The organism is Microbulbifer mixtoriginis (SeqCode) (assembly GCF_052466695.1).
Map to the genome: position 1 here is coordinate 1499038 of NZ_CP174285.1, position 18758 is coordinate 1517795.

An 18758-nucleotide genomic window follows, 5' to 3' on the forward strand; every position below is an offset into this window, starting at 1 on the left:
TCTTCTTTTTAAGACGCTTCCTATCAAACTCTATCAATTGATAGTTATAACTCTATAAACTATTACACCAAAAGCAGACAACCTAAAGTTAAAAATCACCCACCTCATTGAAATATCCTATTCAAAAAAACATATTTTGTTCCCATCTAAATCTCTTACATATGCGGCAAATTTCAAGCCCCGCTGAGCTGGTTTACCCGCACAAATGCCACCCAATTCAAACGATTTATCATATAGTCTTATCACCTTTTTCTTTGATTCAGTATTAAATCCAATCATTGTTCCATCTCCATTCGTAGCTTCTTCCCCATCAAAGGGCTCTGCCACCGAAAATGTAAACTCTTTGTACCGCCAAAAAATCATCCTTTCATTAGAGAATAGTTATTCAAATCCCGTATCTTCAAAAATTGAATTGTAAAACCTTATTGATGCCTCCAGATCATTACTACCGAGAACCACATAGTTCATCTTCATATCATGACTCCATAAATGTGGCCAACAATATTAAGCTCTCAACATAAGAATACATAGACTCTTCACCACAGAGAGGCTGGTTACGAAATATCTACCCACCATGACTTAACCGTCCTTCTCATAATATACCCACAGACAGAAAAAGCCGACCACTGTACCGACAGGGAAATTGAGTAAGCAGAATATTGAATAAGGGATAGCTATTTTGTATGCCCCTCTATCCTCTTGGATCAACTTTATACCTGCTGCCAGACCAATAGAATTGATAGATATCAATAACACTAAAAGAACTATGAATGCCCACGATAACAACTCAGGAAATTCACTAAAAAAGAAAAAATAGAAAACAACAAAACCAAAAATATATATTATAAGTGACAGAAAAGCATATATTGATAACGCCCAACCAGCCAACTTTCCTTTGCTGCACATTACAATCTTCCCTTGGTGCCCAGCACCTTATTTATAATCTTTCTTTAATACAAGTATCATTTCACCCTCAAACCTGATGCAAGTTATATTTCAACTCACTATCGAATCTAAAGATTACGGCGCCAATTAAAAATGAGTTCAAATCCCAACCAAAAATAAACCCAAAAACTTCTATGTCTTGAGTAAGGTTCACAGTAATTCGGCTATCAAGGCTTAAGACTACTCAAAACAATCAAGTCGACAATACCCCCTTGATCTGTTAGCTTCGGTTTCCACATCCTACAAAAGCAGATCAAGCAGTAGATAATCACTGGCTTCTGCCAACACGTGCATCATTTTTCCCAGTAACCATATCAGGATTTAAGGAAAGAGATATATCAATTGGCTGTTAATTTATAATCTTGGAGCTTCTTAATAAAGTGACGTCAATTTTGAATGCTTTTTATTAGAAAAAACGTACCATTTTACTCAGAGGAATCTCGAATAATCTATCCACTAGTGACACTCCGCTGTAACCGCTTAAGGCCTTCACTAGCAATACTCTCAAAGCATAAATCTAATTCGGAGAAGATATCCCAACGTTCCACATCTAAGATATGTGATATTCGGTCTATTATTTGGAGCTCAAGCTCCTCTACGCGCTTACCTTTCCACAACTTGTCTGAGAGTGCTATCGCTAGCTCTTCTATCGTACATTCCATATCACTCCAACGGGCATGAGAAAGACAGCATCGAGCGATTGCTGGTGTAAAACCTTTTGATAGTAATATCCTTTCACCTTCAGGTTCATGCTGTGATCCTGGGCCATACATTTCATTGGTATGTATAATTTTCCCAATATCATGTATCACTACACCAACACGGACAAAGTCCGGATCGAAATTCACTTTCATTTCGATAAACTTTTTAATCAGGAGATCGGCCGCCTCACCAACTAATGTAACGTGATTAATGAGATGCTGGGGCGCATCCAGATTGTCCAATAGTTGAAATGCTTCTTCTCTAGTTCTCAGAACCTAGCCCTCTAGTTGTTACGAGCGTGCCTTTACTCAGTGGGGATGCCTCCCCTTCATTTACCTGCTGCCTGCTGCCTGCTGCCTGCTGCCTGCTGCCTGCTGCCTGCTGCCTGCTGCCTATGGTCCGTTCTGAAGCCACCTTCTAGGTGAGGAACACAGTCACAGGCCCCTCCAGCTAATATTATTACTATAACAATCGTTTTCGATAATGACATCACACTGATCCGGTAGCTCCAGGGGATTCCGGATACGCGAGACCATTGAGGCATGGTTGTAATGGGGAGGGCGAGATAGGTCACTACATGACCACATTAGCGGAATCTGGTTAAACGGGAGTTATCAACTACTCCAAACCATTAACCCAAGAACTCCATGATTGTGTTTTTATGAAGTAACCCCGAATCCGACTCAGCAACGGCTTATTTTTGTACACTGATCAAGGAAATGGGAGCAAAACGTTTGAATCAAGCGCTATATACGGGGTGTTTACTCAACTTGTTATACCCCATTGCGCATAGGCTCGCCATTGGCCCAGGGCTTCAATGCCCCGTAGACAAAACTGTTAACCGGTGTTGCTACCTTCAGCTGCTTCCCTCTTTGCACAACAGCACCATTTAGAGACTCAAGCTCTAGGCGCCTTCCAGATGCTATGTCGAAGTACATCGAACCAAGAGTCTTATTGAGTACTCCAGGAGGCAACTCCTTCTCCATATGCCTAATTGTACGCTCAACCGTATCCTCCGAAAGATCTATTCCACTTCGCCGTGCTAAGGAATAAACCTCACAAATAATGTCAACAAATAACTCGCGAGAGGCATGGCAGGCTAGAAGCGTACCCACAGGCAATCGTGTGAGTGCTGTCATTCCATTCACCGCACAGATGAACAGGAACTTCTCCCAAATAGCCCGAGTGATATCATCACTGACCTCAGCGACAACCCCAGCTTGTAGAAATGTATCTTTAAGCACTTGGGTGCGCTTTGAGCCAGTTGCATTTGGATCACCAAAGACAAGTGGGCCGGGATATCTGTGCCGCACAACTCCAGGCTCTTCGATCGCCACATTAGTCCATGAGATACCGCCCAGAATAGCTTTTCGCCCAAAGGCTTCGTTCAGGGAATCCAAGGAGTCGACACCATTCTGCAGGGTAAGCACCTTTGTGTCTTCACCTACAGCACGGGCGATAAGCTTTATGGCTGCTTTGGTATCGTAGGTCTTAACGCAGAATAGGATTAGATCCACTCCCCCCACCGAAGTCGTAGTCTCCGCAGCATCAACCTGGATAGTAAAGGGCTCTTCTTCAAGTGGCAGCACCGTTAAACCACGCTCTTTAAGTGCCTTAAGCTGCCTCCCTCGAGCAATAAAAAGCACTTTGTGTCCTGCCCTCGCCAGGTGGCCGCCAAAGTAGCTTCCGAGGGCTCCTGCGCCCATAACAATAATATTCATCTCGTTCTTTTCCCCGCGCTTCAAATGGTCTTTTAACCATATCGACTTGCTAAGAATAGCAATCAAAAGGGCTTTGAAATCAACGCCTAACTATTACTTTAGCTTTTGCATTAAGACCTGGAGAAAAAAATCTACTCGATTATTGCTGTTAGGACAAACGAACCATGTTATGAGCCCAACCAGGTGTGTTTCTCGTAAAGAGATAGATAGCCATCCCCCAGCCTTTGAATACTGGTAGTAGTGTAGATTCTTTAAAGATAAGGGATACTTTACATAAAAAAGAATTTTCTGATAGCCGGATACTAATAAATTGCCTACTAGGTTGCTACCCCAGACAGCCAAGTCATTGCGTATGACGAACGGAGCTGGCCCAAAGCAGAGAAACACTTAGGGCCTATTCACCTAAAAGACCAAAAAAATTTCTGAAAATCAGATGAGTATAAGCTGTGCGCTTTCTATGATCCCCCAAAATAAAATACTTTATAGGGATTGATAACATTTGATTTTTATCACTAGCAGCTTTTGGGTTTTATCGACTGAAGTTCTCTCCATACAGGGTGAGAGGAATTCTGTGGAGAAACAATAAAGTACCACCGAAGCTCACTCGTTTTTTTACAGTTAACTTGATCCCCTTTAAAGTAGAGGGTCTGTTCTTTTTTAGTTACAAATGGCTCAATCCACTTTATCTGGCCAGTATACTTGCGATCAACCCACTCCATTGTAATAGCAGGCTCATACTCTTTGCCTTCAGTGACAGCTTTGTACAACCCCCTATAGTAGGCGGCTATAAAATCTTGAATTTCTAACTTTCCAAAAACTTGATTCTTCTCTGGCTTGTGGGTCCAAGAAAAAGCATAGCTAAAAAAATCTTCTTTTTCTTGTTTATACATGCCAGGCAGAAACACAAGCTCTTCAATACCATTCAAGGTGATATCTGAGGCAAATTCGATAGGAAAAGAAATTACTTCCGTCTTTGAATCTTTTGGAAATTCTGAGTAAGTGCTAAGCTCTTCAGCAAAAAGCAAAGGTGAAAAGAGAAGCGTAACACAAACAACCAGTCGAGATAGAACATCATCAAACTTTATATATTTAACCATTGAATCTCACCTTCCTTTAATTCCATACGGTAGCAAAAACACGCAACCAGTTTTTACCAATTATTTTTTCTACCACTCGATCAGGAATTCCTTTTTGGCTTAACTTATAGGCAATAAGCTCCATCCGTCTCTCGGAGTTTAATTCCGGAATAAACGGTGGACGATTTGGTGTTTCGCCGGGCGCCGAAATTCCAGCCGCAATACGACGCTCAACTTCCTTACGAATACTTTCTCGATACTCAGGACCATCATTGACCGGCACTACGCCTTGGTCACTACCTATGGCAACATGATCTTCACCGCATACTTTATAGGCATGCAGTATATGTTCTATTACCACATCGGCCTTTATTTCATGCTCGCCACCTTCCAAAAATGGCATTAAGTAGACTCCAACCAAGCCACCGGTGTCTGCAGCAGCTTTTAATTCGGTATCGTCATTATTCCTAGGGTGGTCGTAAATTGCGTTGCAGCCAGTATGAGAGATCACAACCGGTCTTTTTGATTGACGGATAGCACTGGAAACTGTCTTCTTTCCTGAATGCGAGAGGTCGATCAGGACTTTCTCCGCCTCCATTATTTCTATGGCTTTCTTGCCAAGGGAAGTTATCCCTGAATCCTCCTTAACGAGACCACCGCTGCCAAGGATAGAAGGACCATTATAGGATACCTGCATTATCTTAACGCCCATTTTGGCGAATTCTGAAATACCTGAAAGTGACTCATCAAACATTTCAGTTGATTGGAATCCCATTATGATACCGAGCTTACTCTCCTGCTTCGCTTTCAGGATATCTGATGCGGATTGAATTAAGCTCAAGTGGTTTGAGTTCTGCTCGATGATGGACTTGGCTTTTTCAACCTTCTTTAAAGTCTCCGAATAGTCATCACCTGGATAGGGAACTGTCATATTCAAGGCACTAATCCCCGAGCTCTTGAATATTCCCAGAGCTTCTTCAGAGACTGGCTCCCTGAGCGAGAATGCTCCGCTGAGACCATCAATTACTATCGATGAACCGTATGAATTCCACGTTGATTTTCCTGCATTACCCCCAGAAAAAGCATTTAATATACCCGAGTTAATAGCCAAATATGAACCAACGCCACCTGATACTAGAGATTTAATTAGTGCTCTTCTATTTATATCGCTCATAAGATCCCCACTCCAGAATTAATCAGTGCTTCGTGAAGCAATACATTCCACTTCAGCTTTGGCATCAAGTGCCAGGCCGTTCGCTGCAAAAGCACTCCTCGCTGGTTTTTTCCCACTGAAGTACTGGATGTAGACGTTGTTCGCCGCTGGCCAATCATCAATATCAGCGAGCATCAAAGTACACTTAACTACATCGTCAAAGCCCAGGTTTTTGCTCTCAAGAACTTGGCCAATATTCTTCATTGTTTGATGCATCTGAGCTTCCAGACTTTCACCTGCCAAGGTTAAAGTTGAAGGATGATTACCTATTTGCCCGGATAACCAAATGGTTCCATTCATTTCACGTGAAGAAGAGAAAGGCAACTGTGGGTCGTCACCAATAAAAATAAAACGACCGTTCTTTACTACATGAGCTATCGCCTGGCTATTTTCAATATTTGTTTCGGGACTTTCTGAAAGCACAACCATGTTTGCTTTCTTTCCCTCTTCAATACTACCGACAGAACCTTCTATCCCTATCACTTTCGCAGCATTTAAAGTTGCAGCCTGAATTGCCTCGAGTGGTGTCATGCCGATTTCATCTACAAGCAGCTTTAGCTCATGATGAATCATCGGTGTAGTGTCATTTTCAAGGTCACTAAATGCATCCGTGCCAGCGGCAATGGTAATGCCGCTTTGATAGGCAAATTGTGTCATTTGTGTACTGAGCTGATCAAGCTGCCTGTATTTTTCGTTTAAGTCATTTCTTCTTTCAAATACTGTAAGCGTCGCATCTAATATTGTCCCTTTCTCTTTCATCGCGCCAAAAAGATCTAAATAGCTATCTTTTTGCAGCATTTTTTCCCAAGTTGAATCATCGAATTCAGCAGTTTTCCTGCGCCACGCCTTGAAGTTATCAACTAACTGAGCGGACATATCAGAGGCATGTGAAATAGTCTCAACACCAGCATTGACAATATCCAAAGGTTTGGAGGGGCCAATATAAGCATGCGACCAGACTTTTAAACCATGTCTTTTGGCTGCATTTGCAAGCAATGGCACTGTCTCGGCCTCAACATCTGCATATATCTTGATGCCTGTTGCACCAGCGCCTATGGCCTGGAGCATTACTGAGTCCATATCTGAATTATGATCTACCGCTCTCATCCATGTTGTGTGGCCTGGTGTACGCCCTTTAGCTGAGGCAATGGTTCTCGGATCCGAGAAGAAGGATTCCCCACCAATAATGACTGAAAAGTAGATGTCTGGCGAAGCGATGGCGTCGACCTCTGCTTGACGTCTTAAGTAGGCCAAGGCTCGCGCATCACCGCCCATATCTCTCACAGAAGTGACACCACCACGAAGCAGGTATCGAAGTCGCTCAGTAGTGATTGACAATTTATCCCAGCTATCCGGATCTGTTGCATGGTGGACATGCGCATCTATCAGGCCGGGGATCACAAACTTCCCTTTTAAATCGACAACACTGGCCCCCCTCACTTTGGAGAGCTTATTCGTTGAAGAAATTCTCTTGATCTTATCGCCTTCAATAAGAATCGACTGTCTTTCATCAATTTTGAGTGATTTAACGTCCACTATATTGGCGTTAATGAGCAAGACTTGCTCTAGCTTACTTTCCTCTGCGAAAACAACGCCGTTGGTAGCAATGTATAGAGCCACTAGAATAAAAATTTGTTTTATTTTCATGTACTTATCTAAAAGAAGACTGTGGGGAATTTTAACCTAATAGCAAAATTTTGCGTCATTTGGGATGCACTTTAAATATCATTTAAGTTTATAGTGTATAAACTATTGGTTTATTATACTTATCGGTATACTCCAGTTTACGCCCACCGTAAGAAGAGAAGAAGACTAGCCATCAGGGGAGTCAATGAACAAGTTACACGCCCTTGAGGCATACTGTTTGGTATGCGAAAAACAAAACTTTGCAGCTGCTGCTCGCGAACTCGGCATTTCCGCAGCAATGGTTGGTAAGTACATTAAGCAGTTAGAAGAGGAACTGGGCTGCCTGTTGGTGATGCGCAATACACGCAAAGTATCAATAACCGAAGCGGGCGATGATTACTATAAGCAAATTTCACCAATACTAAAAAAACTCCACTCCGTCGACCAGACGATGTCAGAATATAATCAAGAGCCCAGAGGCAGGCTATCGATATCGACCAGCATAGAGCTAGGCAGTCAATATTTTTCAGGATTGATTGCCAATTACCGCAGGCTATACCCTCAGGTATTCCTGGATTTTCACCTCAGCAATGACCCACTCGATTTACTCGACAATAAAATCGATCTCGTTTTTAGAATCGCACCAGAATTACCCGACTCTAGCTATATCGTCCAATCTATCGCGAAAACTAAGCTAGCACTCTGGGCAAGTGATTCTTACATTGAGAAGAATGGGCTCCCTGAAAACATGGATTCATTAAAGAAGCATCAATTACTTTTCTTTAACCACAGCATACGAGGGGATCACTGGCTATTTCAAGACAAAGAAGAAATAAAAAAAATCAAACTCCCCTGGGCCTGGCAATCTAACAATGGGAGGCTATTGAATGAGGCAGCAGCTGAAGGACAAGGAGTAATCCAAGCGCCTTTTTACTCTGTCAAATCTTATGTCGACTCTGGCCAACTCACTGAGATTTTACCTAAATTCACAATAAAGCCACTGACTATTTTTGCGCTCTACCCTCATCGCTGCGAGCTTTCCTTGAAGGTTAAAACCTTTATCGATGTGGCTAAGAGCTATTTTGAGCAACATCATTCCGAGCAGTTCTGATTTAATGGATGTATTTAAACGCACTTTCTCAAACCTAGGCCCTGGAATTATTTGGGCCGCAAGCAGTATTGGCGTGTCTCATATCGTGCAGTCTACTCGCGCAGGAGCAGATTACGCTTTCGCTTTGATTGGTTTTATTTTCCTAGCTCATTTAGTCAAATACCCTTTTTTCAAAATCGGTCCAGAGTATGCAGCTGTCACCGGCGAGAGTTTATTGGAAGGCTATAAAAAACACAGTCGAGTGGGTTTTTATAGTTATATGGCTCTCACATTTCTAACAATGTTCTTTGTTCAAGCTGCAGTTACGATTGTCACAGCTGCTTTAGCGCTCAATTTATTTGGCGATATCCTAAATGTTTCAGAGTGGTCTGCCATCATTCTGGTCATTACCTGTGCAATATTGATTGCTGGCCAATTTAAATGGCTGAATGAAAGCTTAAAGTGGATGGTCCTCATACTGGCTATTGCCAGCTTGATCACACTCATTGCTGCAATAAGTCAATATGGACTTCTTCCCTCTAAATCCCATTTAACAGCCGATATAGCACCAGCTGTGAGCATCGCATTTGTTGTCGCCTTAGTCGGCTGGATGCCAACTTCGATTGAAGTTTCTGTTTGGCACTCTATTTGGTCGGAACGAAGGATAAAGGAAAAACCAGATAGAGGGTTTGCCAGGAAATCTCTCATATTTGACTTTAAGGTTGGCTATTTCACCAGTTTGTTATTAGCGATTGTATTTGTATGGTTAGGTGCACTAGTAATGTTTGGGAAAGATATTGAATTATCCCAATCTGCAGGCATATTTGCTGGTCAGCTAATCAATATTTATACCGAATCCCTTGGTGACTGGAGCCATTTAACAATCAGTATTATCTGTTTTGTCGCGCTTTTCTCAACCACCTTTGCAGTCTCCGATGGCTTTCCTCAAGTTTGGCGAAGTGCCTTGAGATCATCGAATAGTATCAAGATTCCAGAAAATAGAGTCTACGTATCCACCCTTGTTATACTAAGCCTTATAAGCTGGTTTATTATCTCCCTATTTGCTGATCAGTTAAAAAACCTTATCGACTTTGTAACTACTTTATCTTTCGTTTGTGCTCCAATCTTTGCTTTACTCAACATTCTTGTTATGAACGGGAAATGGGTACCAAGAGAGTATCACTTAAAAGGGTGGTACTTAGTTTACACTTATGCCTGCCTGTGCTTAATGATAGGTTTTAGCTTTTACTTTATTTATTGGCGCTTCTTGAGTAACTAACGATTTCTTTGCAACATCAACAGACTTGAAAAGTCTAGAAATGTAAAGCTCAGGGATGAGCGCAATATATAAGGTCATCTAAGCCTTAGAGATCAACCCCTCTTCATCTTCAGCTTTCCTAGTACTTTGTTGACACAAGGTGCAGTCCGAGGAAATCAGCTTACTTCATGAATACTGCCCCTCATATTCAGGGGTACTTCTGAACTCTCCCGCACAGGTTATATCAGTAGTTTCAGCTACAGACTCAATTTTTTACCCTGAGTTAAGCCATCTAAGCAGTTGGCATTAGATCTATCAAGGTGGTTACTTGGATTGCTATTCCTATCTCTGTAAAACTGAACTTCTCACATAATGAGTGGCTCATCATAAGCTAGCTCCTTTCAGCATGAACAACTCTGAAAGGAAGGCCCATTGATCACCTCTTAATCACTGGGTACTCATAAGTAGGCTTGTACTCAACTGATGAAGCTCCAAATCATCACTTCTTCCACGCCAAAACTCTCCTAAGCGACTTCCTCTAAACGCTCCTGAAGTGCCAAACTGTCATAGGAAAAATACAAATGCACATCCCAAAATCAGGCCAAATATTTGGTTGCAAATGAAACCCTCGCCCTATTCTTTGCGGCACAGTAGGATAAGTCATCCGCCTGCAGGTGCAGAGCGGCACTAAGGAACAGAGTAATCAGAAGACGCTATGACTACACAGCAGTTCGACGACCTGAATGTCGTCTCCCAGGAAGTCCTGATCAGCCCGGAGATGCTGAAAGCAGAACTCCCCATTAGCGATGCAGCCGAAGCGACCGTCGCCAAAGGGCGCAGCGCCGTGCGTGATATCCTCGATCGTAAAGACCACCGCTTGATGGTGGTTATCGGACCTTGCTCCGTCCACGATGTGGACGCTGCAATGGATTATGCCAAGCGCCTGAAAGCGGTGGCAGATAAGGTTTCCGATACCCTGCTGATAGTAATGCGAGTCTATTTCGAAAAGCCCCGCACCACAGTTGGTTGGAAGGGCCTGATCAACGATCCCCACTTGAATGATTCCTTCAAGATTGAGGAAGGCCTTCATATCGGCCGCAAGCTACTTTTAGATGTCGCCGAACTGGGGCTGCCCACCGCGACAGAAGCACTGGATCCAATCTCTCCCCAATACCTGCAAGATCTGATTTCCTGGTCAGCCATTGGCGCACGCACTACCGAATCCCAAACTCATCGGGAAATGGCCAGCGGCCTCTCCTCTGCTGTGGGCTTTAAGAATGGTACCGATGGCGGATTAGAAGTAGCGATTAATGCCTTGCAATCTGTCGCTAATCCCCACAGATTCCTCGGTATCAACAAGCGCGGTCAGGTTGCCATTATTCATACCTCCGGCAACCCTTATGGCCATGTTGTGCTTCGCGGCGGTAACGACAAACCAAATTACGATTCGGTCAGCGTTGCCATGTGTGAACAGGAACTACGCAGCGCCGGTATTACCCCCAATATCATGGTCGACTGCAGCCACGCCAACTCCAATAAAAATCATGAATTACAGCCCCTGGTGGTAGATAACGTGACTCACCAGATTCTTGATGGTAATCAATCAATTATTGGCATTATGGTGGAGAGTAATCTGAAAGCCGGTAATCAGAAGATTCCCGCCAATCTGAATGACCTGGAATACGGCGTCTCTGTTACCGACAAGTGTATCGATTGGGAAACTACCGAGTCCCTATTACTGGGTATGGCCGAACAATTGCGAGAGCCACTGAAGAGTAGAACTTTCTAAGTATGTAACTTTATAGGGGGCTGCGTCCCCCTTTTCCCTAACTGGCAGCTATTTATTTCTAATACTGGCTGCCAGCCCCTCCCAAGCGCCCTCATGGCGAGCTTAGATATCTCCTAACCACCAAAAGCCTCAGAAAGGCTGACAATGGGACGCCGTAGGAGTACCCTCCCCACAGTAAACAGGGCATAGGAAGCGGTTTTCCAGATAGGCAGGGAATCAAACCTGTACAAATATTGATCAAGAATAAATCTTTTAGAATAGAAGCAGCTAAATGGAACTGCAGTCTAATAAAATACTTACCTATATACTGGGTGGTTTTGTTCTGATATGGCTCTTTGTGAGCCTTAGCTTTGCCCTAGATACTGGCTCTGTATTCTCCTGGATTGCCACCACCCTACTTTGCCTTCTCGCCGTAATCACTTTTTCGTTCAAGAAAGATCACTATATTGATTTTGAAACTAGGCAGTACGTGTCTCAAAATCGAATTCTCTGGCACAACTGGACAGAAGAAAAGCCCCTCACGATTTTCAAAGGTATTAAAATAGTTTCCTACTCTAACCACTCTAAAGAGAGCAGAAGTGGCCATACCAGCTATCAGGTAGTGCTTATTTTCAAATACGCGACTTTTAATGAGGGCATTACGGCAAGGTCCTACCAGCAATTAAAAGAAGCTCAACGCTATGCTTATGAGTTAGAACAACGGACAGGCCTAGCACTGCTTGCCTAAGATCAATAGACAAATACCATAACTCCTAAAGGCTCTGCGAAAAGCCTCACATTTACACACCCTGATTTTCCCCCTGCAATTGGGGAGCCCTCAGCAGAAACTCTAAACTACCGACATTTCTATGTTCTTTTGAGTATCTGGCACTTTCAAAGCCAACCCACAACCATTAAGAGGTACCCACTATGGAGTCCGTAGAATGGGATATGTCCTCGACAACCATTGTTCGTAAGCTTAATGATGACGCTGAGCAAAATACATTTCCCCCACCTCACCTGGACAAAGTGAAACAGGGGGAGCTTTTAAGATTTCATGCCCATATCAATGTGGAACAAATGCCCCAAGGACATCACCTAAAGAAGGCAACTATTTTCTCGAATGTACCTAATGGAGGAACTTGGGAGCTGATATGTGATGAAGGAACTGCGGTTGGAGGCCGGGGTAGCGCTCCATCACCCATCATGTACTTTTCTGCAGGGTTGGCACTCTGCATGATGTCTCATGTAGAGATGCTGGCACAACTCTCTAATATTCAACTTAAGCAGGTAAGGCTTGAACAAAAGACCGAATTTTCAACCACTCTTAACTTTGGTGGAATTCAACCCGAAAAGGTATTTGGCCAGGGTGACCGGGTGGAGATTCACTTGATTATAGAAAGTGATGAGACGGAGGAAAAACTCGTGGAGTTTGCCCACTGCTGCCGGCAAGCCTGTATGTCGCTACAAACGGTAGCCAAAGCCACACCTGTCACAACCTCTCTTTATCTAAACGACAAACCTATACCTTTTACATAAACCCAGCTGGCTTAGTAATACTCAGGGTGAAGCGCTAGCAGACAGATTATGAAACCAAAAGCTTCCGAATTTAGACCTTTACCCCCTTTATACAACCGCCTATAGATTAATTTGCTCATTTTTTTGGAAAAGTGAAAATGTCTTTATTAATCACATTAAAATTATCTTTCTCACAGTAGATAGGATCCCTAAAACGCACATTGGGGCTTACATTTAACTAAAGTAAAATTCTGCTAGGTTGCGCGAGGGAGATCGCAGAATGCATTTTTTATTTTTGGTACTATTGTTATTCTCCATTGCCAATTTCAGCACTGCTCAAGAGCGACTCGCACAACTTCCATCTGACGCCCAGCCACTACAAATTCTCGGAAAAACTTACTACCAAAGTGGCAATAACTTCTATGCATTTAGTGAAAAGGGACGTTACTACTATCCGGTAGATCCTCCTACCGCTATTCGCCAATATGAACGCCCAAGAAACCTATCTTTTCGTTCTACTCGTCCGGAACCAGGGCCGCCGCTGACTCGAGGACAAATTGCAGGCTGTATGAATATGGCAGCAGACAAGGCTAATGCCAATCCTGCTAAGGGCGGCAAAGTCTATATACGCGAATACAATATGTGTTTAGAGAACACCCGTAGGCTATTACCAAACCCATAGCAAATAAGGAGCTTAATTCAGAAAACTTTTTAAACCTTTCCATCTTTTGCGTGCGACCAATAGCTAGACTGGGTGACTTTTCATCTGCGCTCAACAATACGCTTTGATACACTACGTTAAAAGATTAAGAACGATCAAAACCAGCCAAATACAAAGCAACAATCCCACCAAGTCAACCGATGTAGCAATAAAACCTAGTAAATACCCTATCCAGGCCACTAGCCAACCCTGCTCTGCATGGCAAACATCACTCCCTGGAAGACATCCGCAGCTCCAGCAAAGTAGGCCCCACTAGTGTCCTTATATAGATTAAACACAACAGGTATCATTAATACTCACAGAATTCCCCCCCACAACCACGCAACTGAAAATAAAAAAATACATTCATCTCATGGCAAAGCCCTTTTCAGTGCTAGACGACCAAAAGATAATCAACTTCATCTCCCCCCCAACTGAAAAACAGTTTTACCTGCCCTGTTGTTATCTTTGCCATGGAGTAGAATTTAAATTCCCTAAAAACATCATCAATTAGAGCAATTTTTGCACCCCAAGAAAATATCAGAAAACTTTACTATTGGTTTATTTTCCTTTATTTCGTTGTAGTCTTTAAAACTAGTGGTGAAGCAACCGAAACTTCCAATAGAGCGCATTGGGACACAACACACATTTGAGTAGACTTGTTGCCAAGTTGGGAGAAGGAGAAAACGTTATGCGCTATTTATTTTCAATGATCTTACTGTTCTCTCTTGCAGGGTACGGTGTAGCCCAAGAGCGTCTCGCTCAGCTACCTGCCGGCTCTTCACCAGTACAAATACTCGGCAAGACTTACTATCAAAGCGGAAATACCTTTTATGCCTTTAATGAACAAGGCCGTTATTTTTACCCAGTAAATCCGCCCACTGCTATCCGTCAATATGAGCAGCCCAGAAATATGTATTGGCGTGGTTCTCAGCCCCGTTACTACTGGCGCGGTTCTCAGCCTCGTTATTACTGGCGCGGTTCTCGACCTAACTACTATTGGCGTGCGCCTACGCCTCGCTACTACGGTCTGACTCAAGACCAAGTAAGAGGCTGCATGAATTTCGCGGCAGACAAGGCGAACCGTAACCATGCGAATGGTGGTAAGATCTACATCCGCGAATACAATCAGTGCATCAGTAACTACCGCTAACAGTATGAGTAACTGATGACCTATCAATAGAGTTTGCGAAGCAAACTAAAGGGGCCGCAAGGCCCCTTTCTTGTTGGTTGAACCTTTCTGAAAACTTTGTCGAAGAATATCAAAACGATACACAATCGGAAGACTGATCGAATAGCCGTGTAAAAGGACAATTTCTAGCAGCCTCAATAGGGCATTTTTCCTTCTCTACACTATGCTTGCCCTGCCTGACAACACAAATGTCGCCATCCACAATCCTGGAGAGCACTATGTCCGCCAACCATAAAGCAACTTCCAAAAAGTTACTTGAGCTTTGGGGGGACAATACCCCACATGAAGCCTCAGATTATTTATCTGCCAATTACAAAAATCACCAAATGCCAGATGCCTCTGGAGGTACCTCAACAGAAACGCTAGAAGAGTGGCAAGACTTAGTGAAGGAGTTTCACAATAGCTTCTCCGACGTAAAAATGGAGATTTTACTGCAAGTTGCAGAGGGTGATTATGTATGTACCCGTTGGCGCGTAACGGCCACTCACACAGGTAAATTCATGCAGTATGAGGCCACCAATAAAACCAGCAACTGGACAGGCACCCATACCGATCGCTACGAAGGTGGAAAGATGGTAGAAAGTTGGGTGGATTGGGATAAATACTCTTTCCTTGAGGAGCTGGGGCTGATCCAGTAAACCCCAGGAGCTAAAACCCCGGATCTGGCAAATGTGAATTCGGGGATTTAGTTAGATACGGATCTCATCGAATTACTATCAACAATAAACTGCCATGACAAAAGTTCTTGTTACTGGATTTGAACCCTTTGGCCATACACCAATCAACCCGGCCGAATCCGTGATGCGTGTACTGGATGGCACCCGTATTGGCAGCGCTGAAGTCTGCGGTCTACTTGTGCCAAACAATTTTTTCGAATGTATCGAGATCGTCACAAGGGCTATTAACGAACTTCGCCCACAAATAGTGATGATGCTCGGTGAATATGCCGGCCGTGCTGTTATCACTGTAGAGAGAATCGCACAAAACTATAATGACTCAACACGCTACCGCCTTAAAGATAACCGCGGGGTGGAGATGCAGGATGAGCCCACCATACCCAATGGCCCGGTGGCCTATCGCAGTAATCTACCGCTTCGCGCCATGGTGAAAGCCATGCGCAATGCCGGCGCTCCCGCAGATATTTCCGACACTGCCGCCACCTTCTGCTGTAACCACCTGATGTACGGGGTACTTCACTATATTATTACCAATCAGCTGGATATTCGCGCAGGCTGGATACACCTTCCTCAATTACCTCAAGTAGCCGCGCTGGCAGAAAACATCGGCACTCCCAGCATGTCGAGAGAGACAGCGGCTCTCGGAGTGCATGCCGGAATTGAAGCTGCACTGGGGCACACTGAGGATATTGATGAACCTATTCTCTCCAAGCCCCAAATTTAGCCCGGTTTCAGCGTTGTATATTTACACCGCCTGATGCCCAGAGAGATGTCTTTCTAATGAATAGCAAGCCTGCTCCGATAGGCTCACAATCAATAATTCTTCACTTAACTCATGGGTGGCGTATCCTTCCCCACTATCTTTTAATAGCCCGTCGCTAACCGATAGCAGTATCGCCCTGGGCACTGATTAATACGAACGCAATTCTGCAGGGTTTATCTCCCCGATTGACCCAGTTATGAACGGTAGCTCGCTGAATTAAAGCATCACCTTCGGATAAGTGGATTACCGTATCCTCCCCCATCTCCATGTCGATCTCTCCGGAGAGTACAATTGCATAATCCAGGCTATCTGTGCGGTGTATACGAGGAGTTACCCCAGGACCAAACTCCACCACCTTGAAGATTGAGCCACCAGGTATCACAGTGCCAACCTCACGTGCGCCCTTATCACTATTCTCTGAGTCAATCTCTACGGGCAGCTCAACTGTCGTCCAGAATTGTTGCTGTTCCATATGCGAGCGCCAGCTAGATATATGTTCACCGCTGTCATCTAGAACCACAATAGGTCTACCAGAATTATCATGCCCTGTTACTACACGCCTTAAATTTAGCCCCATACCTTTCTCCACTCAGATTTCAGATCAACTTAATCAACAATAGATGCCCCCTAAAATTTTATAGGTTCAAGTAGACAACCAAATAATGAACATCACTGTCATATATTGTTACAGTCCAATCCAATAAGTAGTAGCTCCCCTATAACAAAGCTATAACTTTTAATATCAAGCATTCAATTACCATACATAATGAGATTCTAGAGAAACTAAAGACACTCCAAAATTCTGATAGCAGATACATATTCATTTATTGAGATATTTTACTTACAAGCTAAAAAGATCCCCTCACTTTCCCTAAAATCATGATTAATTGGACGGCATGAGTAACCAAACGGAACTTCCTTATCAACATCGATGGTGGGTACTAAGCGGCCTTGGACTTGGCCTAATGATCATCAATATTGATGTCACCGTGATCAACCTTGCGATCCCTACTATAGGAGAAAATTTTTCCGCAAAAATATATCAGCTGCAGTGGGTTAACAATATTTATCTTATTGCCATGGGCGGACTAATCATTACTACGGGTAAGTTTGGTGATCGATTTGGTCATAAAAACACCCTCATGCTGGGCATAACCATTTTTCTTCTAGGATCAGTAATTGCCAGTGCAGCCCCCAACCTTGAGACCATAATCGCCGGCAGGCTTATACAAGGATCTGGCATGGCAGCCTCTTTCGGCATGATTTTTGTTCTAGCGGAAAGCCACTTTCAAAAGTCTGAACAAGGCCTAGCCGTTGGCCTACTGGTGATCTTTACCGCTACAGCTCAGTCAATAGGCCCGATTCTAGGCGGCTTTATTGTCACCCACCTGGGTTGGAGATGGGCCTTTTTAATCAATATTCCTGTATGCTTGCTATGTCTCACCATCTTGCAAATTTTCGCAAAAAGAGACATTCAAAACAAAAAAATTTATATTCATTACAAATCAGGATTTCTTATTCTAGCGGCCTACCTCCTAATATTACTTTCACTTAACCTTGAACCTCACAAAGGAATAGCCAGCTTTCAGTTTATTCTACCTCTTGCATCCTCTTTAGTTATCTTAATTTTTGTTTTCCTTTGGCAGAGAACCCTACCCCAACCATTGATAAACCTGAACCTACTCCAAAGCAAACTTTTCCAAGGATTACTTATAACTCGCGCATGCTTTCAAATGATATTTGGCTCTTTCCTATTTATTTTACCTTTATACCTAGAGAATATACTTGGCTATGAAGCTGCCAAGGTTGGCCTCATCATTCTCACAATGACAATATTCTTATGCTTTTCCTCAATTGCAGCTGGAATATTCAATAATAAATTCAACCCCATCCCCTCCATCGTCTTTGCCCAATTTACCTGTCTAACAGCTGCTCTATCACTAATACTGATGCCAGATAAACTGTCCTGGCATTACCTCATATTCGGCATGGTTTTTATGGGTATTACTGCCGGAATAATGTACTCCTCAACCAATCTTGCAGCAGTTCAAAGTGCCCCAAAAAATGAAAAGGGAGCAGCTTATGGGCTGTTCATCTCTAACACCTACCTCTGGTATGCTGCAGGAATATCATTCACAGGAATAATAGTAAGCACTGTCAGTGTCCGAACTTTCACAATGCTCTCAAAAGAAACTCTCTCCAATGAGCACCAAGTTAATATGCTGGATGTTCTCCCCTTTATAACTGGAGCTCAACCTCTTAAAAAAATAACAAGAATTTTCCCAGATTCTTCGCTACATTCTCAAGTTTTGGAGTGGGGGCAAGCATCATTTCACTCTGGATTTCATGCGTTAATGATCGCTTTTCTCTGCTTATCTCTCACTGGGTTACTGACTAGTTTACTTTTCAGAAATACCACTCAGTTTCTTAGCAAAGATGGGGCATTATAAGTAGTCATCAGTTACAAATAGTACTCAGTGCCAAATAATTACTACTTTGTAGGAGTACA

Annotated in this window: 18 protein-coding genes; 10 read left to right on the plus strand and 8 right to left on the minus strand. The window is 43.3% G+C overall.

The genetic code is table 11. The features are described 5' to 3' along the window. Nucleotides 1-117: 117 nt before the first annotated feature. From ACJJI0_RS06535 to ACJJI0_RS06565, 7 genes are all read right to left on the minus strand, one after another. Nucleotides 118-327, minus strand: a complete 210-nt coding sequence (locus ACJJI0_RS06535) for a VOC family protein (RefSeq protein WP_444885202.1) — start codon at nucleotides 325-327, stop codon at nucleotides 118-120. A gap of 252 nt (nucleotides 328-579) precedes the next feature. Next, nucleotides 580-906, minus strand: a complete 327-nt coding sequence (locus tag ACJJI0_RS06540) for a hypothetical protein (protein WP_444885203.1) — start codon at nucleotides 904-906, stop codon at nucleotides 580-582. A gap of 488 nt (nucleotides 907-1394) precedes the next feature. Next, nucleotides 1395-1889, minus strand: coding sequence for an HD domain-containing protein (locus ACJJI0_RS06545; RefSeq protein WP_444885204.1), 495 nt, complete (start codon nucleotides 1887-1889; stop codon nucleotides 1395-1397). 531 nt (nucleotides 1890-2420) lie between these two features. After that, on the minus strand, nucleotides 2421-3368 hold the full coding sequence (locus ACJJI0_RS06550; protein WP_444885205.1) for a ketopantoate reductase family protein: 948 nt from the start codon (nucleotides 3366-3368) through the stop codon (nucleotides 2421-2423). A gap of 512 nt (nucleotides 3369-3880) precedes the next feature. Continuing rightward, a complete protein-coding gene (locus ACJJI0_RS06555; RefSeq protein ID WP_444885206.1) occupies nucleotides 3881-4465 on the minus strand; it encodes a hypothetical protein in 585 nt (194 codons plus the stop codon). Between the two features lie 16 nt (nucleotides 4466-4481). Then, a complete protein-coding gene (locus ACJJI0_RS06560) occupies nucleotides 4482-5618 on the minus strand; it encodes a dipeptidase (RefSeq protein ID WP_444885207.1) in 1137 nt (378 codons plus the stop codon). An 18-nt stretch (nucleotides 5619-5636) separates the two neighbouring features. After that, complete coding sequence (locus tag ACJJI0_RS06565) at nucleotides 5637-7304, minus strand: amidohydrolase family protein (RefSeq protein WP_444885208.1); 1668 nt, start codon at nucleotides 7302-7304, stop codon at nucleotides 5637-5639. Between the two features lie 184 nt (nucleotides 7305-7488). On the opposite strand from ACJJI0_RS06565, the gene ACJJI0_RS06570 reads away from it, so the two are divergent. The 9 genes from ACJJI0_RS06570 (at nucleotide 7489) to pcp (ending at nucleotide 16210) form a co-directional block, all read left to right on the plus strand. Beyond that, the gene (locus tag ACJJI0_RS06570) at nucleotides 7489-8394 is read left to right on the plus strand and encodes a LysR family transcriptional regulator (protein ID WP_444885209.1); all 906 of its coding nucleotides are present in this window, start codon (nucleotides 7489-7491) and stop codon (nucleotides 8392-8394) included. Further along, nucleotides 8366-9652, plus strand: coding sequence for an NRAMP family divalent metal transporter (locus ACJJI0_RS06575; protein WP_444885210.1), 1287 nt, complete (start codon nucleotides 8366-8368; stop codon nucleotides 9650-9652). Before ACJJI0_RS06570 ends, ACJJI0_RS06575 begins: the two co-directional genes overlap by 29 nt. A gap of 694 nt (nucleotides 9653-10346) precedes the next feature. Next, on the plus strand, nucleotides 10347-11420 hold the full coding sequence (locus ACJJI0_RS06580; RefSeq protein WP_444885211.1) for a 3-deoxy-7-phosphoheptulonate synthase: 1074 nt from the start codon (nucleotides 10347-10349) through the stop codon (nucleotides 11418-11420). Nucleotides 11421-11691: 271 nt separating this feature from the next. After that, entirely contained in the window at nucleotides 11692-12147 is a 456-nt protein-coding gene (locus ACJJI0_RS06585) for a hypothetical protein (RefSeq protein WP_444885212.1), read from the plus strand. A 182-nt stretch (nucleotides 12148-12329) separates the two neighbouring features. Further along, on the plus strand, nucleotides 12330-12938 hold the full coding sequence (locus ACJJI0_RS06590) for an OsmC-related (seleno)protein (RefSeq protein ID WP_444885213.1): 609 nt from the start codon (nucleotides 12330-12332) through the stop codon (nucleotides 12936-12938). Nucleotides 12939-13197: 259 nt separating this feature from the next. Beyond that, the gene (locus ACJJI0_RS06595) at nucleotides 13198-13599 is read left to right on the plus strand and encodes a hypothetical protein (protein WP_444885214.1); all 402 of its coding nucleotides are present in this window, start codon (nucleotides 13198-13200) and stop codon (nucleotides 13597-13599) included. Between the two features lie 709 nt (nucleotides 13600-14308). Then, the gene (locus ACJJI0_RS06600; protein WP_444885215.1) at nucleotides 14309-14770 is read left to right on the plus strand and encodes a hypothetical protein; all 462 of its coding nucleotides are present in this window, start codon (nucleotides 14309-14311) and stop codon (nucleotides 14768-14770) included. 257 nt (nucleotides 14771-15027) lie between these two features. Next, the gene (locus ACJJI0_RS06605) at nucleotides 15028-15447 is read left to right on the plus strand and encodes an ester cyclase (protein WP_444885216.1); all 420 of its coding nucleotides are present in this window, start codon (nucleotides 15028-15030) and stop codon (nucleotides 15445-15447) included. A gap of 94 nt (nucleotides 15448-15541) precedes the next feature. Then, nucleotides 15542-16210 carry a pyroglutamyl-peptidase I gene (gene pcp / locus ACJJI0_RS06610; RefSeq protein ID WP_252085608.1) on the plus strand — a complete coding sequence of 223 codons (669 nt, stop codon included), beginning with the start codon at nucleotides 15542-15544 and terminating at the stop codon, nucleotides 16208-16210. Between the two features lie 154 nt (nucleotides 16211-16364). Here the strand turns inward: pcp and ACJJI0_RS06615 are convergent, their stop codons facing one another. Next, nucleotides 16365-16826, minus strand: a complete 462-nt coding sequence (locus tag ACJJI0_RS06615) for a cupin domain-containing protein (protein WP_444885217.1) — start codon at nucleotides 16824-16826, stop codon at nucleotides 16365-16367. A gap of 319 nt (nucleotides 16827-17145) precedes the next feature. Between ACJJI0_RS06615 and ACJJI0_RS06620 the strand changes: the two genes are divergently transcribed. Continuing rightward, nucleotides 17146-18699 carry an MFS transporter gene (locus ACJJI0_RS06620; protein ID WP_444885218.1) on the plus strand — a complete coding sequence of 518 codons (1554 nt, stop codon included), beginning with the start codon at nucleotides 17146-17148 and terminating at the stop codon, nucleotides 18697-18699. Nucleotides 18700-18758 lie beyond the last annotated feature (59 nt).

Bases quoted from the DNA above. Each gene is read 5' to 3' on its own strand.
- ACJJI0_RS06615 (WP_444885217.1), bottom strand. From the start codon at position 16,826: ATGGGGCTAAATTTAAGGCGTGTAGTAACAGGGCATGATAATTCTGGT.
- ACJJI0_RS06580 (WP_444885211.1), top strand. From the start codon at position 10,347: ATGACTACACAGCAGTTCGACGACCTGAATGTCGTCTCCCAGGAAGTC.
- ACJJI0_RS06605 (WP_444885216.1), top strand. From the start codon at position 15,028: ATGTCCGCCAACCATAAAGCAACTTCCAAAAAGTTACTTGAGCTTTGG.
- ACJJI0_RS06560 (WP_444885207.1), bottom strand. From the start codon at position 5,618: ATGAGCGATATAAATAGAAGAGCACTAATTAAATCTCTAGTATCAGGT.
- ACJJI0_RS06620 (WP_444885218.1), top strand. From the start codon at position 17,146: ATGAGTAACCAAACGGAACTTCCTTATCAACATCGATGGTGGGTACTA.
- ACJJI0_RS06590 (WP_444885213.1), top strand. From the start codon at position 12,330: ATGGAGTCCGTAGAATGGGATATGTCCTCGACAACCATTGTTCGTAAG.
- ACJJI0_RS06565 (WP_444885208.1), bottom strand. From the start codon at position 7,304: ATGAAAATAAAACAAATTTTTATTCTAGTGGCTCTATACATTGCTACC.
- ACJJI0_RS06540 (WP_444885203.1), bottom strand. From the start codon at position 906: ATGTGCAGCAAAGGAAAGTTGGCTGGTTGGGCGTTATCAATATATGCT.
- ACJJI0_RS06595 (WP_444885214.1), top strand. From the start codon at position 13,198: ATGCATTTTTTATTTTTGGTACTATTGTTATTCTCCATTGCCAATTTC.
- ACJJI0_RS06600 (WP_444885215.1), top strand. From the start codon at position 14,309: ATGCGCTATTTATTTTCAATGATCTTACTGTTCTCTCTTGCAGGGTAC.
- ACJJI0_RS06550 (WP_444885205.1), bottom strand. From the start codon at position 3,368: ATGAATATTATTGTTATGGGCGCAGGAGCCCTCGGAAGCTACTTTGGC.
- ACJJI0_RS06555 (WP_444885206.1), bottom strand. From the start codon at position 4,465: ATGGTTAAATATATAAAGTTTGATGATGTTCTATCTCGACTGGTTGTT.
- ACJJI0_RS06585 (WP_444885212.1), top strand. From the start codon at position 11,692: ATGGAACTGCAGTCTAATAAAATACTTACCTATATACTGGGTGGTTTT.
- pcp (WP_252085608.1), top strand. From the start codon at position 15,542: ATGACAAAAGTTCTTGTTACTGGATTTGAACCCTTTGGCCATACACCA.
- ACJJI0_RS06570 (WP_444885209.1), top strand. From the start codon at position 7,489: ATGAACAAGTTACACGCCCTTGAGGCATACTGTTTGGTATGCGAAAAA.